The organism is Acidovorax sp. DMC1 (genome assembly GCF_056314325.1).
Genome location: NZ_JBQUYO010000001.1, coordinates 538,353 through 560,065, shown reverse-complemented (window position 1 = coordinate 560,065; position 21,713 = coordinate 538,353). Strand labels below are relative to the sequence as shown.

The 21,713-nt window shown below is 67.3% G+C and carries 22 protein-coding genes; 12 read left to right on the top strand and 10 right to left on the bottom strand.

Annotated elements, in window-relative coordinates; all coding sequences use genetic code 11:
* Positions 1–68 precede the first annotated feature (68 nt).
* On the bottom strand, positions 69–1,523 hold the full coding sequence (locus ACT531_RS02620; RefSeq protein ID WP_015012163.1) for a DUF1501 domain-containing protein: 1,455 nt from the start codon (positions 1,521–1,523) through the stop codon (positions 69–71).
* Positions 1,524–1,531: 8 nt separating this feature from the next.
* Entirely contained in the window at positions 1,532–3,415 is a 1,884-nt protein-coding gene (locus tag ACT531_RS02615; RefSeq protein ID WP_476016364.1) for a DUF1800 domain-containing protein, read from the bottom strand.
* A gap of 370 nt (positions 3,416–3,785) precedes the next feature.
* Between ACT531_RS02615 and ACT531_RS02610 the strand changes: the two genes are divergently transcribed.
* The 4 genes from ACT531_RS02610 (at position 3,786) to ACT531_RS02595 (ending at position 6,657) form a co-directional block, all read left to right on the top strand.
* Positions 3,786–4,004 (top strand): CsbD family protein, encoded by a 219-nt coding sequence (locus ACT531_RS02610; protein ID WP_015012165.1) that lies wholly within the window; start codon positions 3,786–3,788, stop codon positions 4,002–4,004.
* Between the two features lie 120 nt (positions 4,005–4,124).
* Complete coding sequence (locus ACT531_RS02605; protein ID WP_309827271.1) at positions 4,125–4,706, top strand: hypothetical protein; 582 nt, start codon at positions 4,125–4,127, stop codon at positions 4,704–4,706.
* A 184-nt stretch (positions 4,707–4,890) separates the two neighbouring features.
* Positions 4,891–5,427 carry a hemerythrin domain-containing protein gene (locus ACT531_RS02600; protein ID WP_060985337.1) on the top strand — a complete coding sequence of 179 codons (537 nt, stop codon included), beginning with the start codon at positions 4,891–4,893 and terminating at the stop codon, positions 5,425–5,427.
* A 183-nt stretch (positions 5,428–5,610) separates the two neighbouring features.
* A complete protein-coding gene (locus ACT531_RS02595) occupies positions 5,611–6,657 on the top strand; it encodes a GGDEF domain-containing protein (RefSeq protein WP_476016363.1) in 1,047 nt (348 codons plus the stop codon).
* A 104-nt stretch (positions 6,658–6,761) separates the two neighbouring features.
* On the opposite strand, the gene ACT531_RS02590 is transcribed toward ACT531_RS02595, so the two are convergent.
* Both ACT531_RS02590 and ACT531_RS02585 read right to left on the bottom strand, forming a co-directional pair.
* Positions 6,762–7,121 (bottom strand): hypothetical protein, encoded by a 360-nt coding sequence (locus ACT531_RS02590; protein WP_476016362.1) that lies wholly within the window; start codon positions 7,119–7,121, stop codon positions 6,762–6,764.
* Positions 7,118–8,638, bottom strand: a complete 1,521-nt coding sequence (locus tag ACT531_RS02585) for a cell envelope integrity protein CreD (protein WP_476016361.1) — start codon at positions 8,636–8,638, stop codon at positions 7,118–7,120. The genes ACT531_RS02590 and ACT531_RS02585 overlap by 4 nt, the downstream gene beginning before the upstream one ends.
* Positions 8,639–8,799: 161 nt before the next feature.
* Here ACT531_RS02585 and ACT531_RS02580 point away from each other — a divergent pair, with 161 nt between their 5' ends.
* Positions 8,800–9,339 carry a hypothetical protein gene (locus tag ACT531_RS02580; RefSeq protein ID WP_476016360.1) on the top strand — a complete coding sequence of 180 codons (540 nt, stop codon included), beginning with the start codon at positions 8,800–8,802 and terminating at the stop codon, positions 9,337–9,339.
* Here the strand turns inward: ACT531_RS02580 and creC are convergent.
* From creC to ACT531_RS02560, 4 genes are all read right to left on the bottom strand, one after another.
* The gene (creC, locus tag ACT531_RS02575) at positions 9,336–10,802 is read right to left on the bottom strand and encodes a two-component system sensor histidine kinase CreC (protein ID WP_476016359.1); all 1,467 of its coding nucleotides are present in this window, start codon (positions 10,800–10,802) and stop codon (positions 9,336–9,338) included. The two genes, ACT531_RS02580 and creC, sit on opposite strands and share 4 nt — an antisense overlap.
* A gap of 66 nt (positions 10,803–10,868) precedes the next feature.
* Complete coding sequence (locus ACT531_RS02570) at positions 10,869–11,582, bottom strand: winged helix-turn-helix domain-containing protein (protein ID WP_476016358.1); 714 nt, start codon at positions 11,580–11,582, stop codon at positions 10,869–10,871.
* 6 nt (positions 11,583–11,588) lie between these two features.
* Entirely contained in the window at positions 11,589–12,224 is a 636-nt protein-coding gene (locus ACT531_RS02565; RefSeq protein WP_015012174.1) for a MarC family protein, read from the bottom strand.
* Positions 12,225–12,400: 176 nt separating this feature from the next.
* A complete protein-coding gene (locus tag ACT531_RS02560; RefSeq protein ID WP_108497344.1) occupies positions 12,401–13,147 on the bottom strand; it encodes an SDR family oxidoreductase in 747 nt (248 codons plus the stop codon).
* A gap of 133 nt (positions 13,148–13,280) precedes the next feature.
* Here ACT531_RS02560 and ACT531_RS02555 point away from each other — a divergent pair, with 133 nt between their 5' ends.
* Both ACT531_RS02555 and ACT531_RS02550 read left to right on the top strand, forming a co-directional pair.
* Entirely contained in the window at positions 13,281–13,970 is a 690-nt protein-coding gene (locus ACT531_RS02555; RefSeq protein ID WP_476016357.1) for a dienelactone hydrolase family protein, read from the top strand.
* 113 nt (positions 13,971–14,083) lie between these two features.
* Positions 14,084–14,944, top strand: a complete 861-nt coding sequence (locus tag ACT531_RS02550; protein WP_476016356.1) for an amidohydrolase family protein — start codon at positions 14,084–14,086, stop codon at positions 14,942–14,944.
* A 75-nt stretch (positions 14,945–15,019) separates the two neighbouring features.
* On the opposite strand, the gene ACT531_RS02545 is transcribed toward ACT531_RS02550, so the two are convergent.
* Both ACT531_RS02545 and hemB read right to left on the bottom strand, forming a co-directional pair.
* Positions 15,020–16,267: a magnesium transporter CorA family protein gene (locus ACT531_RS02545; RefSeq protein ID WP_476016355.1), complete on the bottom strand. Its 1,248-nt coding sequence runs from the start codon at positions 16,265–16,267 to the stop codon at positions 15,020–15,022.
* Positions 16,268–16,327: 60 nt separating this feature from the next.
* Positions 16,328–17,335, bottom strand: coding sequence for a porphobilinogen synthase (hemB, locus tag ACT531_RS02540; protein WP_056057768.1), 1,008 nt, complete (start codon positions 17,333–17,335; stop codon positions 16,328–16,330).
* Positions 17,336–17,623: 288 nt separating this feature from the next.
* Between hemB and ACT531_RS02535 the strand changes: the two genes are divergently transcribed.
* The 5 genes from ACT531_RS02535 to ACT531_RS02515 all read left to right on the top strand — a co-directional run bounded on the left by ACT531_RS02535 (position 17,624) and on the right by ACT531_RS02515 (position 21,637).
* The gene (locus tag ACT531_RS02535; RefSeq protein WP_015012180.1) at positions 17,624–18,052 is read left to right on the top strand and encodes a CopD family protein; all 429 of its coding nucleotides are present in this window, start codon (positions 17,624–17,626) and stop codon (positions 18,050–18,052) included.
* Positions 18,053–18,070: 18 nt separating this feature from the next.
* On the top strand, positions 18,071–19,174 hold the full coding sequence (locus ACT531_RS02530) for a VanZ family protein (RefSeq protein WP_476016354.1): 1,104 nt from the start codon (positions 18,071–18,073) through the stop codon (positions 19,172–19,174).
* Positions 19,175–19,272: 98 nt separating this feature from the next.
* Entirely contained in the window at positions 19,273–19,632 is a 360-nt protein-coding gene (locus tag ACT531_RS02525; RefSeq protein WP_015012182.1) for a (2Fe-2S) ferredoxin domain-containing protein, read from the top strand.
* 87 nt (positions 19,633–19,719) lie between these two features.
* A complete protein-coding gene (locus ACT531_RS02520) occupies positions 19,720–20,370 on the top strand; it encodes an alpha/beta hydrolase (RefSeq protein ID WP_476016353.1) in 651 nt (216 codons plus the stop codon).
* A gap of 97 nt (positions 20,371–20,467) precedes the next feature.
* Complete coding sequence (locus ACT531_RS02515) at positions 20,468–21,637, top strand: D-alanyl-D-alanine carboxypeptidase family protein (protein WP_476016352.1); 1,170 nt, start codon at positions 20,468–20,470, stop codon at positions 21,635–21,637.
* Positions 21,638–21,713 lie beyond the last annotated feature (76 nt).

Here is a 21,713-nt window from a genome sequence, read left to right as displayed (position 1 = left end):
GCCGCGTGGTGGCCCAGCCTCGTGACTTGGGCCTGACCTGCGGCCCCCGGGGTGCGGGGCCCAACGCGTTACAGGAACCCCAGGTCCACCGGGTAGTCCGGCCGCCCTGCCGCTGCGCCAAAGTGCGTGATGTTGGGCAGCACACCCGCCATTTCGTTGTCGGCCACGCCGAACCACTTGGCCAGGGTGGCCGCGTACTGGTCCACCGAGGTGGATGGCAGCAGGCGGCCCTGGCCCACATGCCACTGGTCTTCAGGGGCGGCCGTGTTGGTGATGCTGACCGGCGGCGCGCTACCGTAGAAGGCCTTGCCTTTCACTGCACCGCCGACCACCAGGTGGTGGCTGCCCCAGCCATGGTCCGAGCCATCGCCGTTGGAGCTGAGCGTGCGGCCAAAGTCCGACGCGGTGAACGCCGTGACCTTGTCGGCCACGCCCAGTTCCACCGTGGCGTTGTAGAACGCGGTCATGGCCTCGCTCACGCGCTGCATCAGCACCGGCTGTTGCGAAATCAGGTTGTCGTGCAGGTCAAAGCCGCCCAGCGACACCAGGAACACCTGGCGCTTGCTGCCCAGGCTGGTGCGCGCGCCAATCAGGCGGGCCACCATCTTGAGCTGGTTGGCCAGCGAGTTGTTGTTGGGGAAGGTGGTGGACAGCGTCACGCCCGCGAGCCCGTTGGTGATTTGGCTTTCTGCCGTCACGGCGCGGGTGGTCACGCGGTTGTATTCGTTCTCCAGCGTTTGCGTGCGCGGTTGCTGGATGAGCGACGTCAGCGCGCTTTGCACGGCCGATGACCCGTACACCCGGTTCTTGACCCCATTGATGGCCACGGCGCCATTGGTGCTGACCTGGTACTGCAGGGCCGAGTCGCCCGACAGGAACACCGCGTTACCGGTGACCGAAATGCAGGTGAACAGCGAGTTGCCGTTGGAGGACAGTGCCAGGTCGCCGATGTTGCCGCCCCAGCCCACGGTGGAGCCCTCGGGCGATGACGACTGCCACACCGACTGCTGGTCGTTGTGCGAGAACAGCTTGGGCGGCACCGGGTAGGTGGCGCGGTCGGCACTGTTGTATTGCGCGCGGGTCAGTGGCACCACCAGCGGGCCCACATTGAGCTGCACGGCCGCCTTGCCGCTGTTGAACAGGCCGGCCAGCCCTGTCATGGCCGGGTGCAGCGCGTACTGGCGACCACCCGGCAGCGGCGTGGTGGGCGTCAGCAGCGTGGGGGTGAGGGCTGCCTTGGCCAGCGCGATGCCGCCGGCCGTCTGGCCTGCGCCACCGCCCCGGATGGTGTTGTAGCGGTTGTAGCTGTCATCGTCGTAGGTGACCACGGTGTTGGCGTAGTCGTTGCCGCCGTACAAGAACACGCAGACCAGCGCCTTGTAGTCGGTGGCATTGAAGGCCGCCGCCTCGCCCATGGCGGCCAGGTTGAGGGCAAAGGGCAGGGCCGTGCCTGCCAGGCCCAGCTGGGTGGAGCGGCGCAGGAACGCGCGGCGGGTGTGGAGTTCGGGTTGAAGCAGGTGCATGGCAGGGCTTACTTTTGAACGAGGTATTCGGCCGAAGCCATGACCAGGAAGACGGCGGCCGCCACGCGGTCGAGCTTGACGGAGTCGGTGCTGGCGTTGGTGACGGGCGTCGCCTTGAGTGCGTCCGCAATGAGCTTGACGGTGGCGGCAGACAGCTGGCCCGCGCACATCAGCAGGTTGATACGGGCGACCAGCGCATCGGCATCGGTCACGATGGCCAGCTCGTTGGTGTAGGTGGCCTTGATGTCGTAGCCGTTGTTGGAGGTGCTGGCGTTGTTGGGCAGCTCGGGGGCGTTCACGTAGATGCCGTTGCGGATCACGCCCTGCATGTAGTTGAGGTAGCCCCCCACGCTGCTTTCGTTGACCAGCTGGAACTCGGGGGCCACGGCGCCTGCGGCGGCCAATGCGGTGGATGGCGGAATGTAGCCCGGGCGGAAGAAGTTGAATACCGAGGGCGAACGCAGCGGGCTCTGGCCCAGGCGCGAGCCGGGGTCGCTCAGGTCGCCGATCTTCCAGCTGCCCTGTGCCGAGTTGATGCCGAAGGTGCGGCCCCACTGCACAAAGCGCAGCATGGGCTCGCGCAGCTTGCCAAAGCCGGACTGGGTGAGGCCTGCGGGCGAGCGTGCCTCGTCGTCCAGCAAGATGGCCTTGACCACAGCGCGCAGGTCACCCCGCACGCCGGCGCCGTTGTTGTTGAAGGCAGCCGCCACGCGCGCCACGTAGGCGGGAGACGGGTTGCTGGTGACCAGCCGCTGGATGAGCTGCTTGCCGATGAACGGACCCACGTTGGGGTGGTTGTACAAGGTGTCCAGCGCAGTCTTGAGGGCTGCAGCGCCGGGCGTGCTGGCGGGGATCGTCGTTCCGAGGAATGTCGCCGCCAGCGTGGAGTGGCGCGAGGCATTGAGTGCCATGGGCAGCCGCGCAAAGGTGGTGTTGGAGACCACCCGCGTGGTGCCTGGCACGGTGGTGGGCACGTTCTGCGTCTGGTCGTAGTCGTAGCCTGTGAACACGCGCGCCAGATTGGTCACGTCGTTCATGGTGTAGCTGTCAATGGGCTTGCCCGAGCCGTCCTTCTTGGGAGTCCCGTCGATGTTCAGTTCGACCAGCCCGATGGACATGAGCTGCATGACCTCGCGGGCATAGTTTTCGTCGGGCTGACGGCCCGTGGCGGGGTTTTCCTTCTGGTTGCCACGGGTGTTGAGGTAGTAACCCATGGCCGCGTTCAGCGTCACGTTCTCCAGCACGGAGCGGTAGTTGCCGAAGGCGTTGTTCACCAACTGGTCCCAGTACCAGGCCATGGCGTGGCAGCGCCAGGTGATGTCCACGCCGCTGAGCGAGACCACGCAGATCTCGGACAGCGCCAGCGCCACCCGTTTGCGCAGTCCGTCCGGCGACTTCATGAGCTGGTACCAGATCATGTAGTCGGCGGGGTAGGAGTTGTCGTAGTAGGCCGTGTCGTTGCTGATGTCTGCGTAGCCGCGCTGGTTCAGCCAGTCCCAGCCGCCCTGGCTGGGGCCCGCATTGAACTGGCTTTCAAGCCAGTCTGCATAGGTAGTGGCGCGCAGGGCGGCGATTTCGGCGGTCGATGCCGAGAACTGGGCCTGCAGCAGAAAGCGGGCGGCCTCGTTGTCCGACGTGGCTGAAGGGTGTGCGTAGTTGCCCAGGGAAGGGGTGGTGGGTGCGGGTGTGCCTGGGGTGCCGGGGGCGCCTGCACCTGGGGTGCTGTCGCCCCCGCCGCCGCCACAGGCGGCCAAGGCAGTGGACGCGAACAGCGCCGTCAGCAGGGGCACATGGGCCCGGCTGCTGGCGGCTGTTGATTCGGTGGGAAGGGGTTGGCCCTCAGGTGCCTCTGCAACCGCAGTTGTCAGAGTCTCCTCGTGTGGATGTGTCATGGTGGTCGTGGTCAAAAGTCTGCCGCTGGCAGCACAGCCGTGACTAAATCACACGCCGCGCCCGCCTGGAAACACAAGTGTTACCAAGCGAAACACGCCTCTGCAATGCCTGCCGCGCCCAGGGTCTGAATGATGGGCCATTGCAACACTTTGTACCTTGCGGGGGCGGTGTTGGCCCTTCGCCAGAGGGCCAGAGCCACTGCATCGGCGATGTCCGTCACGCCCGTAGTCCTGTGCTGACGCGTGCTGCGTGGCGCGGACTACGGCGTCGGCGCCAGATCATTTTTACAGTGAACTCCATCGCATCACGCAAAGGTTCCACGCACTTCGAGTGGATGGCTGAAGCGAAATTCGCACAAGGAGTCACACCATGAATGAAGACACCATCAAGGGCAACTGGAAGCAGTTCAAGGGCAAGATGATCGAACAGTGGGGCAAGCTCACCAACGACGATTTCGATGTCATTGACGGCAAGCGCGAACAGTTCCTGGGCAAGCTGCAAGAGCGCCAGGGCATCGCCCGCGACGCGGCTGAAAAGCAGCTCAAGGAATGGCAAGACCGCCACCCCGACTTCCGTTTTAACGACTGATAGCGCAAACAGCGCCAACGCGCTGCGGGGCCTTCGCCCCGCGCCCCGCCAGGCTACCCCTGGCGCACCGCCCCCACAAGATTCACATCCATTGCATTCAATTTCATCGAGGAGAAAACCATGACATTCCAACGCACCCTGATCGCCGCCTGCGCAGCTGGTCTGATGGCTACCACCGCTTTTGCCATGACCCCTGCGGAACACAAGGCCGCCAAGGAAAGCATCTCGGCAGACTACAAGATGAACAAGGAAAAGTGCGATGCCCTCAAGGCCAACGCCAAGGACATCTGCGTGAAGGAAGCCAAGGGCGCGGAAGACGTTGCCAAGGCGGAACTTGAAGCCCAGTACAAACCCAGCGCCAAGGCCAGCCAGAAGGTGGCTGAAGCCCGCGCCGATGCCGCCTATGCCGTCGCCAAGGAAAAGTGCGACGACCTGACTGGCAACGCCAAGGACGTGTGCGTGAAGGATGCCAAGGCCGAACATGTGAAGGCCAAGGAAAACGCCAAGGTGGCCGCCGCCCAGGCAAAGCCTGCAGACACGGCCGCCGAGAAGGCCGCCAACGTGGCCGAGGCCCGCAAGGATGCCACCGCTGAGAAGAACGAAGCCAACTACAAGGCCGCCAAGGAGCGCTGCGACGCCATGAGCGGCGACCTCAAGTCCAAGTGTGTGGACGACGCCAAGCGCATGTACGGCCAGAGCTGATCGGCCGGGCGCTGAGCGCCTGACCTGATCCCTTGCCCTATCAGGCTGTATCAGGCCCTGCCCGCTGCGCGCGGTGCAGGGCCTGGCTGCGTATGGGGATGCCATGACCTGCATCAACACCCGGCCGGGCCGGGGCTTCTAAGCTCGCAGCTTCGTTTGATCTGCCGCCTGCCCAAGGAGTCCCATGGCCCACCTCGAATGGTCTGATGCACTGAACCTCGACCTGCCCCTGATGGATGACACCCACCGGGAGTTTGTCGACCTGCTGGCCGCTGTGGACCAGGCCAGCGACGCGGAGCTGCTGCCCCGCTGGCGTACGCTGGTGGAGCACACCGAGCAGCATTTTGGCCAAGAAGACGACTGGATGGCTTCTACCCGCTTTGCCTCGGGCAACTGCCACAGCATGCAGCACAAGGTGGTGCTGCAGGTGATGCGGGAAGGCACGGCCCGTGCCGAGCAGGGCGACTTGAAGGTGCTGCACGTGATGGCCAGCGAACTGGCGCTGTGGTTTCCGCAACACGCGCAGAGCATGGATGCCTCGCTGGCCCTGCACCTGCGCCGCGTGGGCTTTGACCCCGCCACGGGCGTGGTGCACGCTCCCACAGCGCTGCCCGAGGCATTGATCCACGGATGCGGTGGCGCCACTTGCTCAGACTCCGGCGCGCCCGGTTCCGACGAGCCCGCTACCCAGCGTGATGCCGCACCTGCCTTGGCAGCCTGACTCCATAGATTGACGGACTGTCCGCTGCAGCGGGCACACCGAACGCTGCACCAGAGCATCAAGGTAAGCGTTCCGCCTGACGAAGTCATGGGGCAATCGGGCTAACACCCATGCAGCTGTGCAGCTTGTATGGCATGCTGCCCCATCTCAAGGCAAATGGGGGCGGCGCGGCCGCTTCGCGTCATGGCCGACACCACCCCTTCTGACGACCCCTGCGACGACACCGACCGCCTGCAAGCCCTGCAGCGCTACGGCATTCTTGACACCCCCATGGAGCCCGCTTACGACGAGCTGGCCGACCTGGCGGGTTACATCTGCGAAGCCCCCGTGGCCCTGATCAGCCTGCTGGACAACCAGCGCCAGTGGTTCAAGGCCGCGCGCGGGTTTGCACTGCGGGAGACCCCGCTGAACGAGTCCGTGTGCCGCTACGCCATCCGGCAGTCCGGCGTCTTCATCGTGCCCGACCTGGCGCAAGACCCGCGTTTTGCGCACTACGCCATCGTCACGCAAAAGAACCCGCTGCGCTTTTACGCCGGGGCGCCGCTGGTCACGCCGGACGGGTTTGTGCTGGGCACGCTGTGCGTGCTGGACCACCGGCCGCGCGAGCTGTCTGCCAAGGTGCAGGACCTGCTCAGTGCCCTGGCGCGCCAGGTGATCCGGCTGCTGGAGCTCAAGCGCGCCAACGACCGCCAGGGCCAGATGCTGGTGGAGCTGGAGGCGGCCCGCCACCAGATGGACGTGCTGGCCCATACCGATGTGCTGACCGGCCTGGCCAACCGCCGCTCGTTCACCGACCGCCTGCGCCAGGAATGGGCGCTGCTGCAGCGGGGCCATGAGCCGGCCTGCCTGCTGATGATGGACCTGGACCACTTCAAGCGCGTGAACGACGTGTACGGCCACCATGTGGGCGACCAGGCCCTGCAGCTGTTTGCCACGCTGTGCCGCGACGTCTTCCGTGCGGCCGATGTGCTGGGACGCTGGGGGGGCGAGGAGTTTCTGGCCCTGTTGCCCGCCACCGGGCTCGACCAGGCACAGGTGGTGGCCGAGCGTGTGCATGCGGCGCTGGCTGCCCACACGCTGCCCGGCATCGAGCCAGCGCTGGTGCTGTCGGTCAGCATGGGGCTCACGCTGTTCGACCCGCTGCGGCCGCTGGACATCACCCTGCGCCTGCTCGACTCTGCGCTCTACACCGCCAAACGCGAGGGGCGCAGCCGCACCGTGGTGGTGTAAACGCTCTGTTTTTGATAGCTGCTGGCGCATATTGCACAGGCGCTACCGGCCATTTTTATTAAAAATTGTGCCCGGGGACCTGCGCAAGGCCCCCTGGCACACCTTCAGCACTCCGGGCGGCGCGGCAACAGCAAGGCCGCTGTGCGCCATGCCAGGTCGCGCAGCGCCCGGCGCAGGGCGGGCGAATCTGCAGCGCCGCTTGCAGGCCCTCCGTGGCTGTGGTCCGCCTCGGCACGGTGGGGGCAAAAGGCTGCGTCCAGCACCTGCTGCTTGGCGCAGTGCAAGGCCAGCCGGTCCTGCGACCGCAGGGCCGCCATCAACTGGTCGCGGTGGCGCTGCACGCGGGCCGATTCGGCGGCGGTCAGCGCAGGGCCCCTTGCGGGGCCGGTGCTGGCGGGCGGCGTCAGTGCCTGGGCCTGCGCCAGGTACTGGGCCCAGCGGGTGGTCTGCGCGGCGGCGTTCATGCAGCCTCCGCGCGGGGGGCTGCGGGGCGCTGCATGGGCGGCATGGTGGGGCGTGGGGGCGTGCCGCCTTGCGACAGGCCGTACCAGTTGACCTTGCGCGTCAACACCATCACTGCGGCCAGCACCAGGAAGAGCGCAATCGCACCTACCACCAGCGCCGTCTGCTCCAGCTGCAGCAGCACATACAGCAGGCCATACAGCAGCGCAATGCCCGCCCCCAGTGGCACACCGCGCGTGAGCCCGCCCAGCATGTGGCTGGCGTAATAGGCCAGCAGCAGCACACACGCGCTGGCCGCCACCGCGTACGAAATGCCAAACGGCAGGTGCTCCGACAGGCTCACCAGCAGCAGGAAGAAGCTGCACAGCGCGCTGCCCACCAGCAGGTACTGCACCGGGTGCACGCGCAGTTTTTTCGTCGCCGGGCCGCCCCAAGACGAAAAAGCTGCCCCCTCGGGGGGCAGCGACCCGCGTAGCGGCGGAGCGTGGGGGTCATTGGCCATCAGCTCGAACAAGCCCACGGCCACGAAGGTGAGGGCGATGAACAGCACACCGTACTTGGTCGCGCGGTCCGACAGGGAATAGGGATTCACCGGGTCGATGAAGGCCACGCTGAAGCTGTCGGCGCAGTCGCCCGGCGTGGCCCCGCTGTGTGCATAGTCGCTGCCCTCATCCGCGCCCAGGCAGATGCGCTTGCCGTTGGCAATGTCGGCCTGCGCCGTGGTGGCCAGCGACGACAGGCGCCACTGGGCCGAAAAGCCGGTCTTCTTGACCTCGCGTTCTGATGGCAGAAAGCGCCCGGCAAACGACGGGTGGGGCCAGCTGCTGGTCATCAGCACCTCGGTGTTGCCGCCCAGCGGCACGATGGCCAGGCGCTCGGTGCCCACCAGTTCCAGGTCCAGCGTGGCCGTGAGTCCATCGGCCTTGCCACGCACGGATTCGGGCAGCACCGCATGCAGGCCCCGGCTGTAGGTGGGGTGGAAGGTGCCGGGCTTGAGCGCCAGCGCCTGGCTGCCCATGGTGAACTGCGCGGTGCGGATGCCGCGCGCATCGCCCACAGCCATCATCACGATGGGTGCGCCGCAGTGCATGCGCGAATTCTTCATGCTGCTCTGCGGCAGCAGGCTGGCCAGCGAACCCCATTGCGCCGTCACGTGGGCCTTGAGGTTGTAGGTGTTCACCTTGTGCAGCCCGCGTGCGCGTTCCTCCATCGCGGCGCCGGTGGTGAGCTTGAGCTGCTCGGGCATGGCGGTCAGGATGAACTCGCGGCGCCTTTCGACCATGCGGCGCTCCTCGCCCTTGCCGACTTCTTCATCCCAGCTTTCCACGCAGGCGCTGTGGATCATGGGGCCCATCAGCGTCTGCGGCCCGGCCAGGCTCTCGGCCACGCTTTGTGCGGTGATGCTGCGGTAGCGCAGCCGGTCGCGCACCACGTCTTCGATCAGGCCCAGGCCAAAGAGCAGCAACACGGTGATGGCGGTCAGCGCCGCCAGCTTGGTGAACAAGGGGTGTTTGAACAAAAGATCCTCCACAAGTGACTGTTGTGGAGGCAGTGTTGTGGCGCGCTGTGAGGGCGCTATGAAGTTTGTGAAGCCAGTGTGAAGTGGCGGGGGTGACGTGCGAAGTGCGAAGTGGGGCACTGGCAGAATCGACCGCCTGTGTCATCCACCTGGGGAGTGCCATGCGAAATACAGCGTCCCGTTTCATGCCTCCGGTGGCTGTCCGCCCGCCCTTGCGCTGGCCGGCGCGGTGCTTTCTGGCCGTGATGGCGGTGGCCTTCATGGCCGTGTTCTGGACGCATCCCGTGGCGGTGAGCGGCTCGCTCCTGGCGCTCGGCAGCCTGGTGGCCGTCCTGAGCCGGCGCGAGGCCCTGCGCCTGGCCCGCATGGCGCAAGGCCGCGCCGGGGAGTCGATTTGCCAGCTTGCCCGCTCCATCGACTGCCGGCGGGTGGACACCTGGGTGGTGCGCGCGGTGTACGAGGAACTACAGCGCAGCCTGTCTGCCGTGGTTGCCGTGCCTTTGAGATTGACCGATAACCTGCAGAGCGACCTGCGTCTGGACGCTGACGACCTGGATGACCTGGTCGTTGACATGGCCCAGCGGGCCCGCCGCAGCCTGGCCGACACATCGGCCAACCCCCTGTTCGGCAAAGTGACCACGGTGGGCGATCTGGTCGAATTCCTCCAGGCCCAGCCCCGCCTCCCGGCCAGCGCAGTCTAGGCTCTGCGGAACTCCAGCTCCACCCGCAGCCCCGGTGCCGTGTTGCGCGCCACCATCTGCCCGCCGTGCAGCGCCATCACGCGCTGCACAATCGCCAGCCCCAGGCCCGATCCGCTGCGCTCGCCGCCCGGCCGTGCGGTGGTGAAAAAGCGCTCGCCCAGGCGCGGCAGCGCGTAGTCGGGCACGCCGGGGCCGCTGTCTTGCACGGCCACGGTAGCGCCGTCCAGTTCCACCCGCACCGTGCTGCCTGCGGGCGCAAAGTCGATGGCGTTGTCCAGCAGATTGGTCAGCGCCAGCGTCACTAGCTCGGCCTCCCAGGGGCCGCTAGCGCCGTGCCCTTGCAGCGCCAGGGTGATGCCGCGCTGCCCGGCGCGGGCGCGGGTTTGGGCGATGGCGGCCTCGGCGCAGTCGTGCAGCGCCACGGGCGCGCGGCCTTCGGCGTGCTGTCGTTGCTCCAGCTTGGACAGCTCCAGCAGCCGGTCGATGATGCGCTGCAGGCGCTCGCTCTGCTGCACCACCTGGGTTGCGAACTCGGCGCGGTCGGCGGCGGGCAGCTCATCGTGCAGCAGCTCGCCCGCGCCGCGGATGGCGGCCACGGGGCTTTTGAGTTCGTGCGTGAGCGCGCGCACATAGCCCTCGATGTAGTCGCGCCCCTCCAGCCGCGCGCGCATGCGGTCCATGGCGCGGGCCAGGTCGCCCAGCTCGCCGGGCACCTCGGGCACGGCCAGGGCCGTGGGAGGTGGCAGGTTCGGGTCGTGGCGCTCGCCATCGGCAGGGCCCTGCACGCTCAGGGCGTAGTCGCGCAGGCGGCGCACGTTCCACACCATCCACAGCGTCACCGCCACGCCCACAGCGGCCGATAGCGCCAGTAGCAACAGCCCGCCCATGAACACCTTGCGCTCAGCCCGGTCGATGAAGCGCTGCACCGTGCGCGTGGGCTTGGCCACAGTGAGCACGCCCGCGATCTGGCTGTTCACGTAGATGGGCGCGGCCACATGCATCACGCCGCTGGTGTCGTCGTCCTCCACATCGCGGGTGGAGCGCGCGCCGTATTCGCCGCGCAGCGTGCGCGCCACATCGCGCCAGCGCGAATAGTCGGCGCCCACGGCGCGGTTTTCCGAGTCGAACAGCACGCGACCCGTGGTGTCGGTCACGTAGATGCGGTAGTCGAGCGACTGCTTGGAAAAGCCCCAGATCGCCGCGTCGATGGGCCGCGTGGCATAGCGGCGCACATGCTGCGCAAACGGGCTGGTGCTGCTGTTGTTGGCCTCTGCCGCCAGCCGCCCGGCGGCCAGGTCTTCACTGGCCAGCTCGGCCAGGATGTTGGCCGTGTCCACCATCATGTCCTCCATCACCTCGCGCACGCTGGGTTTGATCTCGGCCATGAACACGCGCAGCACAAAGAACGCGGCGATGCCGTTGATGAGGAAGAAGGCGAACAGCAGGCGGATGCCGAGGCGCATGGTGCGTTACTTCAAAAACAATAGCTTTCAGCGCTTGATAGATATGCGCCAGCGGCCAATTGGGCTTCAGATGTCCAGGCAGTAACCCATGCCCCGGTGGGTGCTGATGTACTCGCGCGCCGGGTCCACCTCGCGCAGCTTGGCGCGCAGGGTCTTGATGTGGGTGTCTACCGTGCGGTCGGTGCTTTCGCTGTCGTCGCCCCAGGCGGCGGCCAGCAGGGCGTCGCGCGAATGGATGCGGCCTGCGCCACGCAGCAGGTGGGACAGCAGACGGTATTCGCGCCGGGTCAGCGGCAGGGCCTGGCCGCGCAGGCTGATGCGCTGGCCGGCCTCGTCGTCGTGGAAAGACGCAGCGGCCGAGGTGGCGGGTGCTGAGGCCGGGTGGCCGTTGCCATTTCCGTTCACGTGGCCCGCGCGGCGCAGCAGCGCCTTCACGCGGGCGGCCAGTTCGCGCGGGCTGAAGGGTTTGGTCAGGTAGTCGTCCGCGCCCAGCTCCAGGCCCAGCACGCGGTCGATCTCTTCACCGTGGGCGCTGAGCATCAGCACGGGCAGGGCGGCGGTGGGCGGCGCATGGCGGACATCGCGCAGCAGGTCCAGACCGCTGCCGTCGGGCAGGCCCACGTCCAGCACCAGCAGGTCAAAACGGGTGCGCTGCAGCTGCTGGCGCGCGTCATGCACCAGCAGACTGTGAGTGACGGTCAGGCCATCGCGCTCCAGCGCATAGGCCACGGTGCGGGCGATGGCGGGGTCGTCTTCGAGCAGCAGCAGGCGGGCAGACATGGGCGGTCAGCGCGCGATCAACACCGGGAAAATCTTGCCCAGCCCGTCCGCCATCACCTCCACCGCCAGCGCAGCCAGGATCAGGCCCATGAGCCGGGTCATCACGTTGATGCCGGTTTTGCCCAGCACGCGCGCAATCGGGTCGGCCAGCGCAAAACACACGGCGGTGGCCAGCGCGATGACCACGCCGTAGCCCACCAGCGCCAGCGTCTGCCAGACGCCCTGCGCGCGGTCGGCGTAGATCACCACGGTGGACATGCTGGCCGGGCCGGTGAGCAACGGGATGGTGAGCGGCACCACGGCGATGCTGCTGCCCGCAGCGGCCTTTTCGGCGCCTTCTTCAAACTCGTTGGTGCTGGGCTTGGCCTCGGCGGGCTGGGCGTTGAGCATGTTCATCGCGCTGATGAGCAGCAGCATGCCGCCGCCCACCTGAAAGCTCTGCAGCGAGATGTTGAAGAAGTCGAGGATCTGCAGGCCCAGCAGAGCGCAGGCGGCAATCACGCAAAACACGCTGAAGCTGGCCACCTGGATGGTGCGGCGCCGCTGCGGGTACGAGAAGCCCTGCGTGTAGTGGATGAAGAACGGCACGATGGCCAGCGGGTTCACGATGGCCAGCAGGGTGATCAGGGGTTTGAGGTCCATCAGGGCGCTCCCAAGGGCAAGTGGGCGGGTGGTTCTTCGGGGGGCTCAGGCCAACGGCCGATGAGGGTGGCGCAGCCCGGGCTGTGCGCGAGTATGCGGTGTTTTCTGCGCCGTTTGGCGGTCGGGCATGCTGCGCTGCAGCGTGCCTGCGACAGCGTGGCGCCGGGCCTTCTCTTCTAGCGCCCGCCCGACACATCCATCAAGGTGGCGGTGGTATAGCTTGCTGCGGGCGACATCAGCCAGACGATGGCCTCGGCCACTTCGTCGGCCGTGCCGCCTCGCAACATGGGCACCTGGTGCGAGAGGTCGCGCACGCGGTCGGGCAGGCCGCCGCTGGCGTGGATGTCGGTCTCGATCAGGCCGGGGCGCACGGCGTTCACGCGGATGCCCTCGGCCGCCACCTCGCGCGCCAGGCCGATGGTGAAGGTGTCGATGGCGCCCTTGGCCGCCGCGTAGTCCACATACTGGTGTGCCGAGCCCAGGCGCGAGGCGGCGCTGGACACGTTGACGATGGCGCCACCGCTGCCGCCATGGCGCGTGCTCATGCGCCGCACGGCTTCGCGGGCGCAGACGATGCTGCCGATCACGTTGGTGTCGAACATGCGGCGCAGGCGCTCGGTGCTCATTGCGTCCACCCGGGCGGTCACGTCCACCACCCCGGCGTTGTTGACCAGGGCGCTGATGCGGCCCAGCTCGGTGTCCACCGCCTGGAACATGGCCAGGATGTCGGCCTCGCTCGCCACGTCGCCCTGCACCGCGATGGCGGTGCCGCCGTCTGCACGGATGGTATCGACCACGCCCTGCGCGGCGGCCTCGTTGGCGAGGTAGTTGACGACCACGGCCCAGCCATGTTTTGCGGCCAGCCGTGCGGTGGCGGCGCCAATGCCCCGGCTGGCGCCGGTGATTAGTGCGATCTTCTCCATGGGGTGGGGTCTCCTGCAAGAATGGCGCATTGGAACAGGTTCTGCGCCCCGCCGCGCAGCGTCCTGGCCGACATCGCGGGCCTATTGCGGCCCATTCACGCGCCATATTTACCAAAGCAAAGGAGCATTCAGCATGGGACAGTTTGTCGATCTGACGTCGAGTGACGGTTTTGTGGCCCCCGCCTGGGTCGCCAGGCCCGAGGGCACACCCCGTGGCGCTGTGGTGGTGCTGCAAGAAATTTTTGGCGTGAACTCGCACATCCGTTCGGTGGCCGACCGCTACGCAGCCAGCGGCTACCTGGCCGTGGCGCCATCCACCTTTCACCGCGTCAAGCAAGGGGTGGAGCTGGGCTACACCGGTGACGACATGCAGGCCGGCATGGGCCTGAAGGCCGCGGTCGAGGCCCTGCCTGCCCCGGGCGTGCTGCCCGACGTCCAGGCCGCCATCGACTACGCCGCGCAGCAAAGCGGCGGCAAGGTGGGCATCGTGGGCTACTGCTGGGGCGGCCTGCTGACCTGGCGCTCGGCCTGCCTGCTGCAGGGCCTGTCGGCTGCTGTGCCGTACTACGGCGGTGGCGTGACCACGCCGGAAGAAGTGGCCCGCACCCCCAAGGTGCCGGTGCTGGCCCACTTTGGCGAGCGCGACCACTGGATTCCACTGGACAGCGTGCAGGCCTTCAGCAAGGCCCACCCAGAGGTCGAAGTGCATGTGTACGCCGCCGACCACGGCTTCAACTGCGACCAGCGTGGCAGCTATGACGAGGCCGCCGCCAACACGGCGCGCGAGCGCACCTTGGCCTTCTTTGCCAAGCACCTGGGCTGAGACCGCCCCAGTGACAGAGACGGCGACACGGTAGCGAACGACCAACGGAGGGGGACATGGCGGATTTCAGGCGTTTTTGGTCCCAAGCGATAGTCCGTCATGCGCTGGCAGCTATGGGTTTGATAGCGCTATGCACCACCACCCACGCGGCCGACTACACCGGCCCCCTGTTCGACGCCCACCTGCACTACAACGAGGAAGCCTGGGACGGCCGCTCAGGCCCGCACCCACCCGCCGATGTGCTGGCGCGCATGAAGGCCAGCGGCGTGCGTGCCATCGTGGCCAACTCGCGGCCCAATGCCGGGTCGCTCACTCTGGCTGGCCTGCCGCAGACCCGCGAGGCCGGTGTGGCGGTGGTGCCGTTTGTGCGGCTGTACCGCAACCGCGCCGACTACACCGGCTGGTTTGCCGACGACACCATCTACGACATGGTGCAGACCGAGCTGGCCCGGGGCACGCCCGCCGGCCCGTACCGGGGCCTGGGCGAGTTCCATCTGTACGACAGCGCCAACGCCAACGGCCCCGTGGCCAAAAAGCTCATGGCCCTGGCCGAACAGCGGGACCTGGTGGTGCTGGCCCATGTGGACGACACCGCCATCGACCTGCTGATGGCCAACACCCCGTCCCAAGGCCAGAAGGCCCGGCTGATCTGGGCCCACACCGGCATTGGCGGCGCGCCTGTGGAGCGGGTGGACGCCCTGATGGCCCGCTACCCGGGCCTGGTGGGCGAACTCTCGTACCGCCCCGGCCTGGTGTGCGACGACAACCAGCTGTGCCCCGCCTGGCGCGCGCTGCTGCTCAAGTACCCCACGCGCTTCGTGGTCGGCTCGGACACCTGGGTCAACCAGCGCTGGCAGCACTACGAAAGCCTGATGCAGGGCTACCGCCAGTGGCTGGGCGGCCTGCCCGCCGATGTGGCGCGCAAGGTGGCGTGGGACAACGCGGCGGGGTTGTTTGGGGTGGCCAGGCCATAACGCACTAGAGCGCGCGCTCCTTGGTCTGGCTGACGCCCCGCGATACGGGTGCTGACCCAGCCGCTCAGGGGGATGTCACCTCGTCCTCGCCAGATACCGCTTGCGCCAGAACAGCAGCACCAGCGACACCGCGATGAACACCATCGACCCCATGGCCCACCAGAAGCCATCGGCCTTGTGCACCAGTGGAATGAACTCGAAGTTCATCCCGAAAATGCCCGCAATCAGGTTCAGCGGCAAAAACACGGCCGTGAGCGCCGTGAGGGTGCGCATGATATCGTTGGTGCGGTTGCTCTGCACCGAAAAGTGCATCTGCACGGCGGTTTCGGTGCTCTGCTCCAGGCGCCGCACGTGGTGCACCACGCGCTCGATGTGCTCCAGCACGTCGCGGCTGCGCACCTTGAGCAGGTCCAGCTCGCGCAGGCCCGCCGGGGTGTCGGGCAGGGCCCAGGTTTCCAGCGCGTCGATCCAGTCCTGCACGGCGGTGCGCTGGTCTTCGCAGATCTCGTCGAGCATGTGCAGCGACAGGCGCGCTTCGAGCAGCGAGGTCCAGTTCACGTACCGCGCGCGGGGCTTGAGCAGTTCGGTCTGCCAGTGGTCCAGCTGGCGGGTGAGTTCGCGGCGCAGGTCCAGGTAGCCGTCCACCATCTGGTTGACCACGCGCAGCATCAGGTCGGCGGGACTGGTGGGCAGGCGCGAGCCCGAGATGGGGCTGCTGCGGCCCTCGCCCATGCCGGGGCTGGCGTGGGCGTTGCCGTGAGCGTGGCTGGCATTGTTGGCGCTGCTGGTTCCGTTGCCGATTCCATGGCCATTGGCCGGAGTGGCCGCCAGCAGCCGCGTCGCGTAGGCATCGCGCACCGCGCAGTCGGTGGGGTGCACGGTCAGCAGCAGCTGGTCGAACACCGCAAACCCCACGGGGCTGGTGTCGATGCGCCGCAGCACGGGCGGGCCGCTGCGCTTGACCGGGGCGTTGGGGTTGTTGTCGGGCTCGGCGGCAACGGCCGGTGTGGCGGGGGCAGCAGGCCCGGGCTGCCCGGCCTGCGCCGCATCGCCCTGCACCGTGGCCAGGCGGCGGAACACCAGCAGGTCGTACTGCGAGGTGTAGTCGTAGTGCGAGGGCAGCTGGGCGTTGAGCAGATCGGACACATGCAGGTCCACCAACTGCAGCCCGATCAGCGCCTGCAGGCGGCCCTGGATCTCGGCGAGCCGCGCCTGAAAGGCCGGACGGGCGCAGGCGATCCAGAGGAAACCCTGCGCCGGCATCTGGGCGGGCAGGGCCGTCAGCTCCTGCACGCCGCTGCTGTGGATGTGAAAGATGCGCATGGACACCGTGGTTTCAGTCAAGAGCGCCGGTAGCGCTAGTGGAATATGCGCTGATAGCTATTATTTTTGTAGCTTGCGTGCCACGTCGCGCGCAAAGTAGGTCAGCACGCCGTCGGCGCCTGCGCGCTTGAAGGCCAGCAGGCTTTCCATCATCACGGCGTCGTGGTCCAGCCAGCCGTTGGCGGCAGCGGCCTTGATCATGGCGTACTCGCCGCTCACCTGGTAGGCAAAGGTGGGCACGTGGAACTCGTCCTTCACGCGGCGCACGATGTCCAGGTAGGGCATGCCGGGTTTCACCATCACCATGTCGGCGCCTTCGGCGATGTCGATGGCCACTTCGCGCAGGGCCTCGTCGCTGTTGCCGGGGTCCATCTGGTACACGTTCTTGTCGGCCTTGCCCAGGGCGCCGCGCGTGCCCACCGCGTCGCGGAAGGGGCCGTAGAAGGCGCTGGCGTATTTGGCGCTGTAGGCCATGATGCGGGTGTGGATGTGGCCCTGCACCTCCAGCGCCTCGCGGATCGCGCCGATGCGCCCGTCCATCATGTCGCTGGGCGCGACGATGTCCACGCCCGCCTCGGCATGCGTGAGCGCCTGGCCAGTGAGGATCTCCACCGTCTCGTCATTGATGATGTAGCCGGTCTCGTCCAGCACGCCGTCCTGGCCGTGGCTGGTGTAGGGGTCCAGCGCCACGTCGGTCATCACGCCCAGGTCGGGAAACTCCTTCTTCAGCGCCCGCACCACGCGCGGGATCAGGCCGTCGGGGTTCAGGGCTTCCTTGCCATCCGGTGTCTTGAGCGACGGGTCAATCGCCGGGAACAGCGCCAGCACCGGGATGCCCAGCTTCACGCAGTCCGCGGCCACGGGCAGCAGCAGGTCCAGGCTCAGGCGGTCCACGCCGGGCATGGAGGTCACGGCCTCGCTGCGGTTCGTGCCCTCGTGCACGAACACGGGGTAGATCAGGTCGTCCGCGGTGACTACGTTCTCGCGCACCAGGCGGCGGGTGAAGGCATCGCGGCGCAGGCGGCGGGGGCGGTTCTGGGGGAATGGGGCAGGGCTTTGGAGGTGCATCATCGGATTATGAAGCCCTCCCCAAGGCGCCGGGCACCTATCCGCACCCCGGTGGCGTGGGGTGGGGCCGCGGTCGTTGGCGCTCCGGGCACGCTGTGGAAAAGCCGCTTGTAACCGCCCATGCCCAGTGCTAGATTGGTGCCGGGCGGCTTGCCGCCCCCCGCTTTTCCTCCCTGAGCGGGACCTGGGCTGCAGCGATGCGGCACAGGCTTTCCCGGCCCGGCGGATCTGCCGGGCTTTTTTTTGGGGTTGGCCCGTCAGAGTGGCGTAGGCCCGTAAACTGCCCCCATGCTCTGGGTCAAAGCCTTTCACATCGTTTTCGTGGCCAGCTGGTTTGCGGGCCTGTTCTATTTGCCGCGCATCTTCGTCAATCTGGCGATGGTGGCGCCCGGCTCGGCCGCCGAGCGCGACCGCCTGCTGCTCATGGCGCGCAAGCTGATGCGCTTTACCACTCTGCTGGCCGTGCCCGCCATTGCACTGGGGCTGTGGCTGTGGCTGGGCTACGGTATTGGCCGGGGCCCGGGCAATGGCTGGATGCACGCCAAGCTGGCCGTGGTGGTGCTGGTCATCGGTTACCACCACGCGTGCAGCGTGCTGCTGCGCAAGCTGGCCGACGGCACCAGCCGCCGCAGCCATGTGTGGTTCCGCTGGTTCAACGAAGCACCCGTGCTGCTGCTGCTGGTGGCCGTGGTGCTGGTGGTGGTCAAGCCCTTCTGACGGAGACGCAGAGGGCGCATGCACAAAACCTCTGCCTGGCCGCTCGCGCTGACGTACACGGCGCTGATCGTCTTTGCCAGCCTGTTCCCGTTTGACGGGTGGCGCGAACAGGGCATTGACCCCCTGGTCTTTTTGTTTGCGCGGATCCCCCCGCCGTACTGGACGGGGTTTGACGTGGTGACCAACCTCGTGGGCTACGCGCCCCTGGGCTTCCTGCTGGTGCTGGGCCTGTTGCGCTCGGGCTGGCGGCATGTGCTGTGGGCGGTGGCGCTGGCCACGCTGGCGGGCACGCTGCTGTCGCTGTGCATGGAGTTTCTGCAGATCTACCTGCCCCGGCGCGTGCCCTCCAACCTGGACCTGGCCCTCAACGCGCTGGGCACGCTGGCCGGTGCGCTGAGCGCCGCACTGCTGGAGCGGCTGGGCGCGCTCGACCGCTGGAGCGACTTCAGGGCGCGCTGGTTTGTGTCCGATGCGTCGGGCGGCATGGTGCTGCTGGCGCTGTGGCCGCTGGCGCTGCTGTTTCCGGCCGCGGTGCCGTTTGGCCTCGGTCAGGTGCTGGAGCGGCTGGAGGCTGCACTCATCGACCTGCTGGCCGATACGCCGTTCCTGGAGTGGCTCCCCCTGCGCGAGACCGAGCTGGACCCGCTGTCGCCCAGCGGCGAGCTGCTCTGCGTCACCCTGGGGCTGCTGATTCCCTGCCTGCTGGGGTATTGCGTGATCCGCCAGATGGGGCGGCGCGCCCTGTTTGCGCTGGCGGTGGTGGGGGTGGGCATCGTGCTGACCGCTCTGTCGGCCGCACTCAGCTGGGGCCCCGTGCACGCCTGGGAGTGGATGGACCTGCCCGTGCGCGTGGGCGTGTGGGCGGCGCTGGCGTTGGCCCTGCTGATGCTGGCCCTGCCGCGCCGTGCCTGCGCTGCCGTGCTGCTGCTGGCGCTCACCTGGCATCTGGCACTGCTGAACCAGGCGCCCACCAGTGCCTACTTTGCCCAGACGCTGCAGATCTGGGAGCAGGGCCGTTTCATCCGCTTTTATGGTCTGGGACAGTGGCTGGGCTGGCTGTGGCCCTACCTGACGCTGCTGTATGTGGTGTTTCGGGTGTCCCGGCGTGGGGGCGGGGTCTGAGTCGCAGGGCGATGGCCTCCTGCTTTCTGTGTGGCCGGGCAGGGGCTTGGGGCGTGGCCTCGCCCGCTGGGAGAGGCAGGGGTCCTTAAAATGCAGGGATGAGCGACACCCCTTCCGCACCGGCCGCAGCGCCCGGTTACTACCAGCGCCACATCTTCTTCTGCCTCAACGAGCGCACCAACGGTGAAGACAGCTGCGCCCACCACAACGCACAGGCAGGTTTTGACCGCTGCAAGGCCCAGGTCAAGGCCGCCGGGCTGGCGGGTGCCGGCAAGGTGCGTGTGAACAAGGCCGGTTGCCTGGACCGCTGCGCGGGTGGCCCCGTGGCGGTGGTCTACCCCGAGGGCACCTGGTACACCTATGTGGACGCGGCGGACATCGACGAAATCGTCGAATCGCACCTCAAGAACGGCCAGGTGGTGGAACGTCTGGTCACACCAGCGGAACTTGGCCGCTGAGTGCGGCTCCATCCCTGTCTTGGAACGATTTTGGTAGCAGGCGCTAGTGGATCATGCCCCTGTTGCTATTGATTGAGTAGCAAATCCGTGAATGCCCAGACCGAACGCCTGACCCTGTCCGGCCCCGCAGGTGCCATCGAGGCCGTGCGCGACAGCGCCGCCCTGGCCGATGGCGCGGCGCCCCGTGGCGTCGCCATCATTGCCCACCCCCATCCGCTGTTTGGCGGCACCATGGACAACAAGGTGGTGCAGACCCTGGCGCGTGCGTTTGTGCAGTGTGGCTGGACGGCGGTGCGCTTCAACTTCCGCGGCGTGGGCGCCACGGCCGGCGTGTACGACGAGGGCCGGGGCGAGTTGCAAGACCTGCTGGCCGTGGTGGAGCAGGTGGCGCCCGCCGCCGAGGGGCAATCCCTGGCGCTGGCGGGGTTTTCTTTCGGTGCGTTTGTCACCAGCCACGCCCTGGAGGCCCTCTGGCCCACGCAACGCGTGGAAAAGGCCGTGCTGGTCGGCACGGCCGCCAGCCGCTTCACGGTGGCCCCGGTGCCGCCCGACGCCCACCTGCGCACGCTGGTCGTGCACGGCGAGCAGGACGACACCGTGCCGCTGTCGGCCGTGATGGACTGGGCCCGGCCCCAGATACTGCCTGTCACAGTCGTCCCCGCGGGCGGTCATTTCTTTCACGGACAATTGCCGCTTCTGAAGAACCTGGTGGTCCGCCACCTGCAATCGGGCGCCTGAGGGGCGCCGCCCGGACCGGCTCCGGCCGTCTGCCGTCCTCCCTCTCCCGCCTTTTCTCCCACCCTTTTTTCGAGCCTCTCCAGCCCCCTCCTGTCCCATGAAACGAATCCTGTCTGCGTTGCGATCCCTGGCCGTCTTTGCTGCGGTGGCCCCGGCTGCCTTTGGCGCTTTTGCCCAGGCGCCCCAGCCCCCCGAAATCGCCGCGCGCACCTACATGCTGGTGGATGTCACCGCCAACCAGGTGCTGGCCGCCAAGGACATCGACGCGCCGGTGGAGCAGGCCTCGCTCACCAAGCTCATGACGGGCTACCTGGTGTTTGACGCGCTGCGCTCCAAGAAGATCTCGCTGGACCAGAAGCTGCCCGTGAGCGTGCGCGCCTGGAAGATGCCCGGTTCGCGCATGTTCATCGACCCCAAGATGCAGGTGCCGGTTGAAGACCTCATCAAGGGCATGATCGTGCAGTCGGGCAACGACGCCACCATGGCCCTGGCCGAAGGCGTGGGCGGCACGGCCGAGAACTTCGTCAAGCTCATGAACGACCAGGCGCAGGCGCTGGGCATGAGGGGCACGAGCTACAAAAACCCCGAAGGCCTGACCGAACCCGGCCACACCACCACGGCACGCGACCTCTCCGTGCTGGCCATGCGGCTGATGAAGGACTTCCCGGAGTACATGCACTATTACTCCACCAAGCAGTACAGCTACCCCGGCACCCCGGCATCGAACGGCAGCAACCGCAATTCGCTGCTGTTCCGCGACCCCACGGTGGACGGCCTCAAGACCGGCCACACCGCCGCTGCAGGCTACTGTCTGGTGGCCACGTCCAAGCGTGAACTCCCCGGTGTGGGCCAGCGCCGCCTGCTGTCCATCGTGCTGGGTGCCGCGAGCGAAAACGCGCGTGCGAACGAAAGCCAGAAGCTGCTGAACTGGGGCTACACCGCGTTCGAGGCGGTCAAGCTGTTTGATGCGGGCAAGCCCGTGGCGACGCCTGCCGTCTGGAAGGGCACTGCAAGTACCCTCAAGATCGGTCGCGAAGAAGCCATCGTGGTGGCGGTGCCGTCCGGCAGCGCCGGCAAGATCACCACCCAGATCGCCCGCCCCGATCCGCTCGTGGCGCCCTACACCAAGGGCCAGGCCATCGGTACCCTCAAGGTCATGCTGGGCGACCAGTCCATCGGCGAAGTGCCCCTGGTGGCGCTGGAGGCCGTGGAGCAGGCCGGCATCCTGGGCCGTGCATGGGACGCCATCCGCCTCTGGATCAAGTAAGGCTGGATTGCCGAAATTAAGAGGGCACTTCTGAAACCATAGCTGGCTGCGCAGGTCCGGCAAGCGCCGGGCCTGG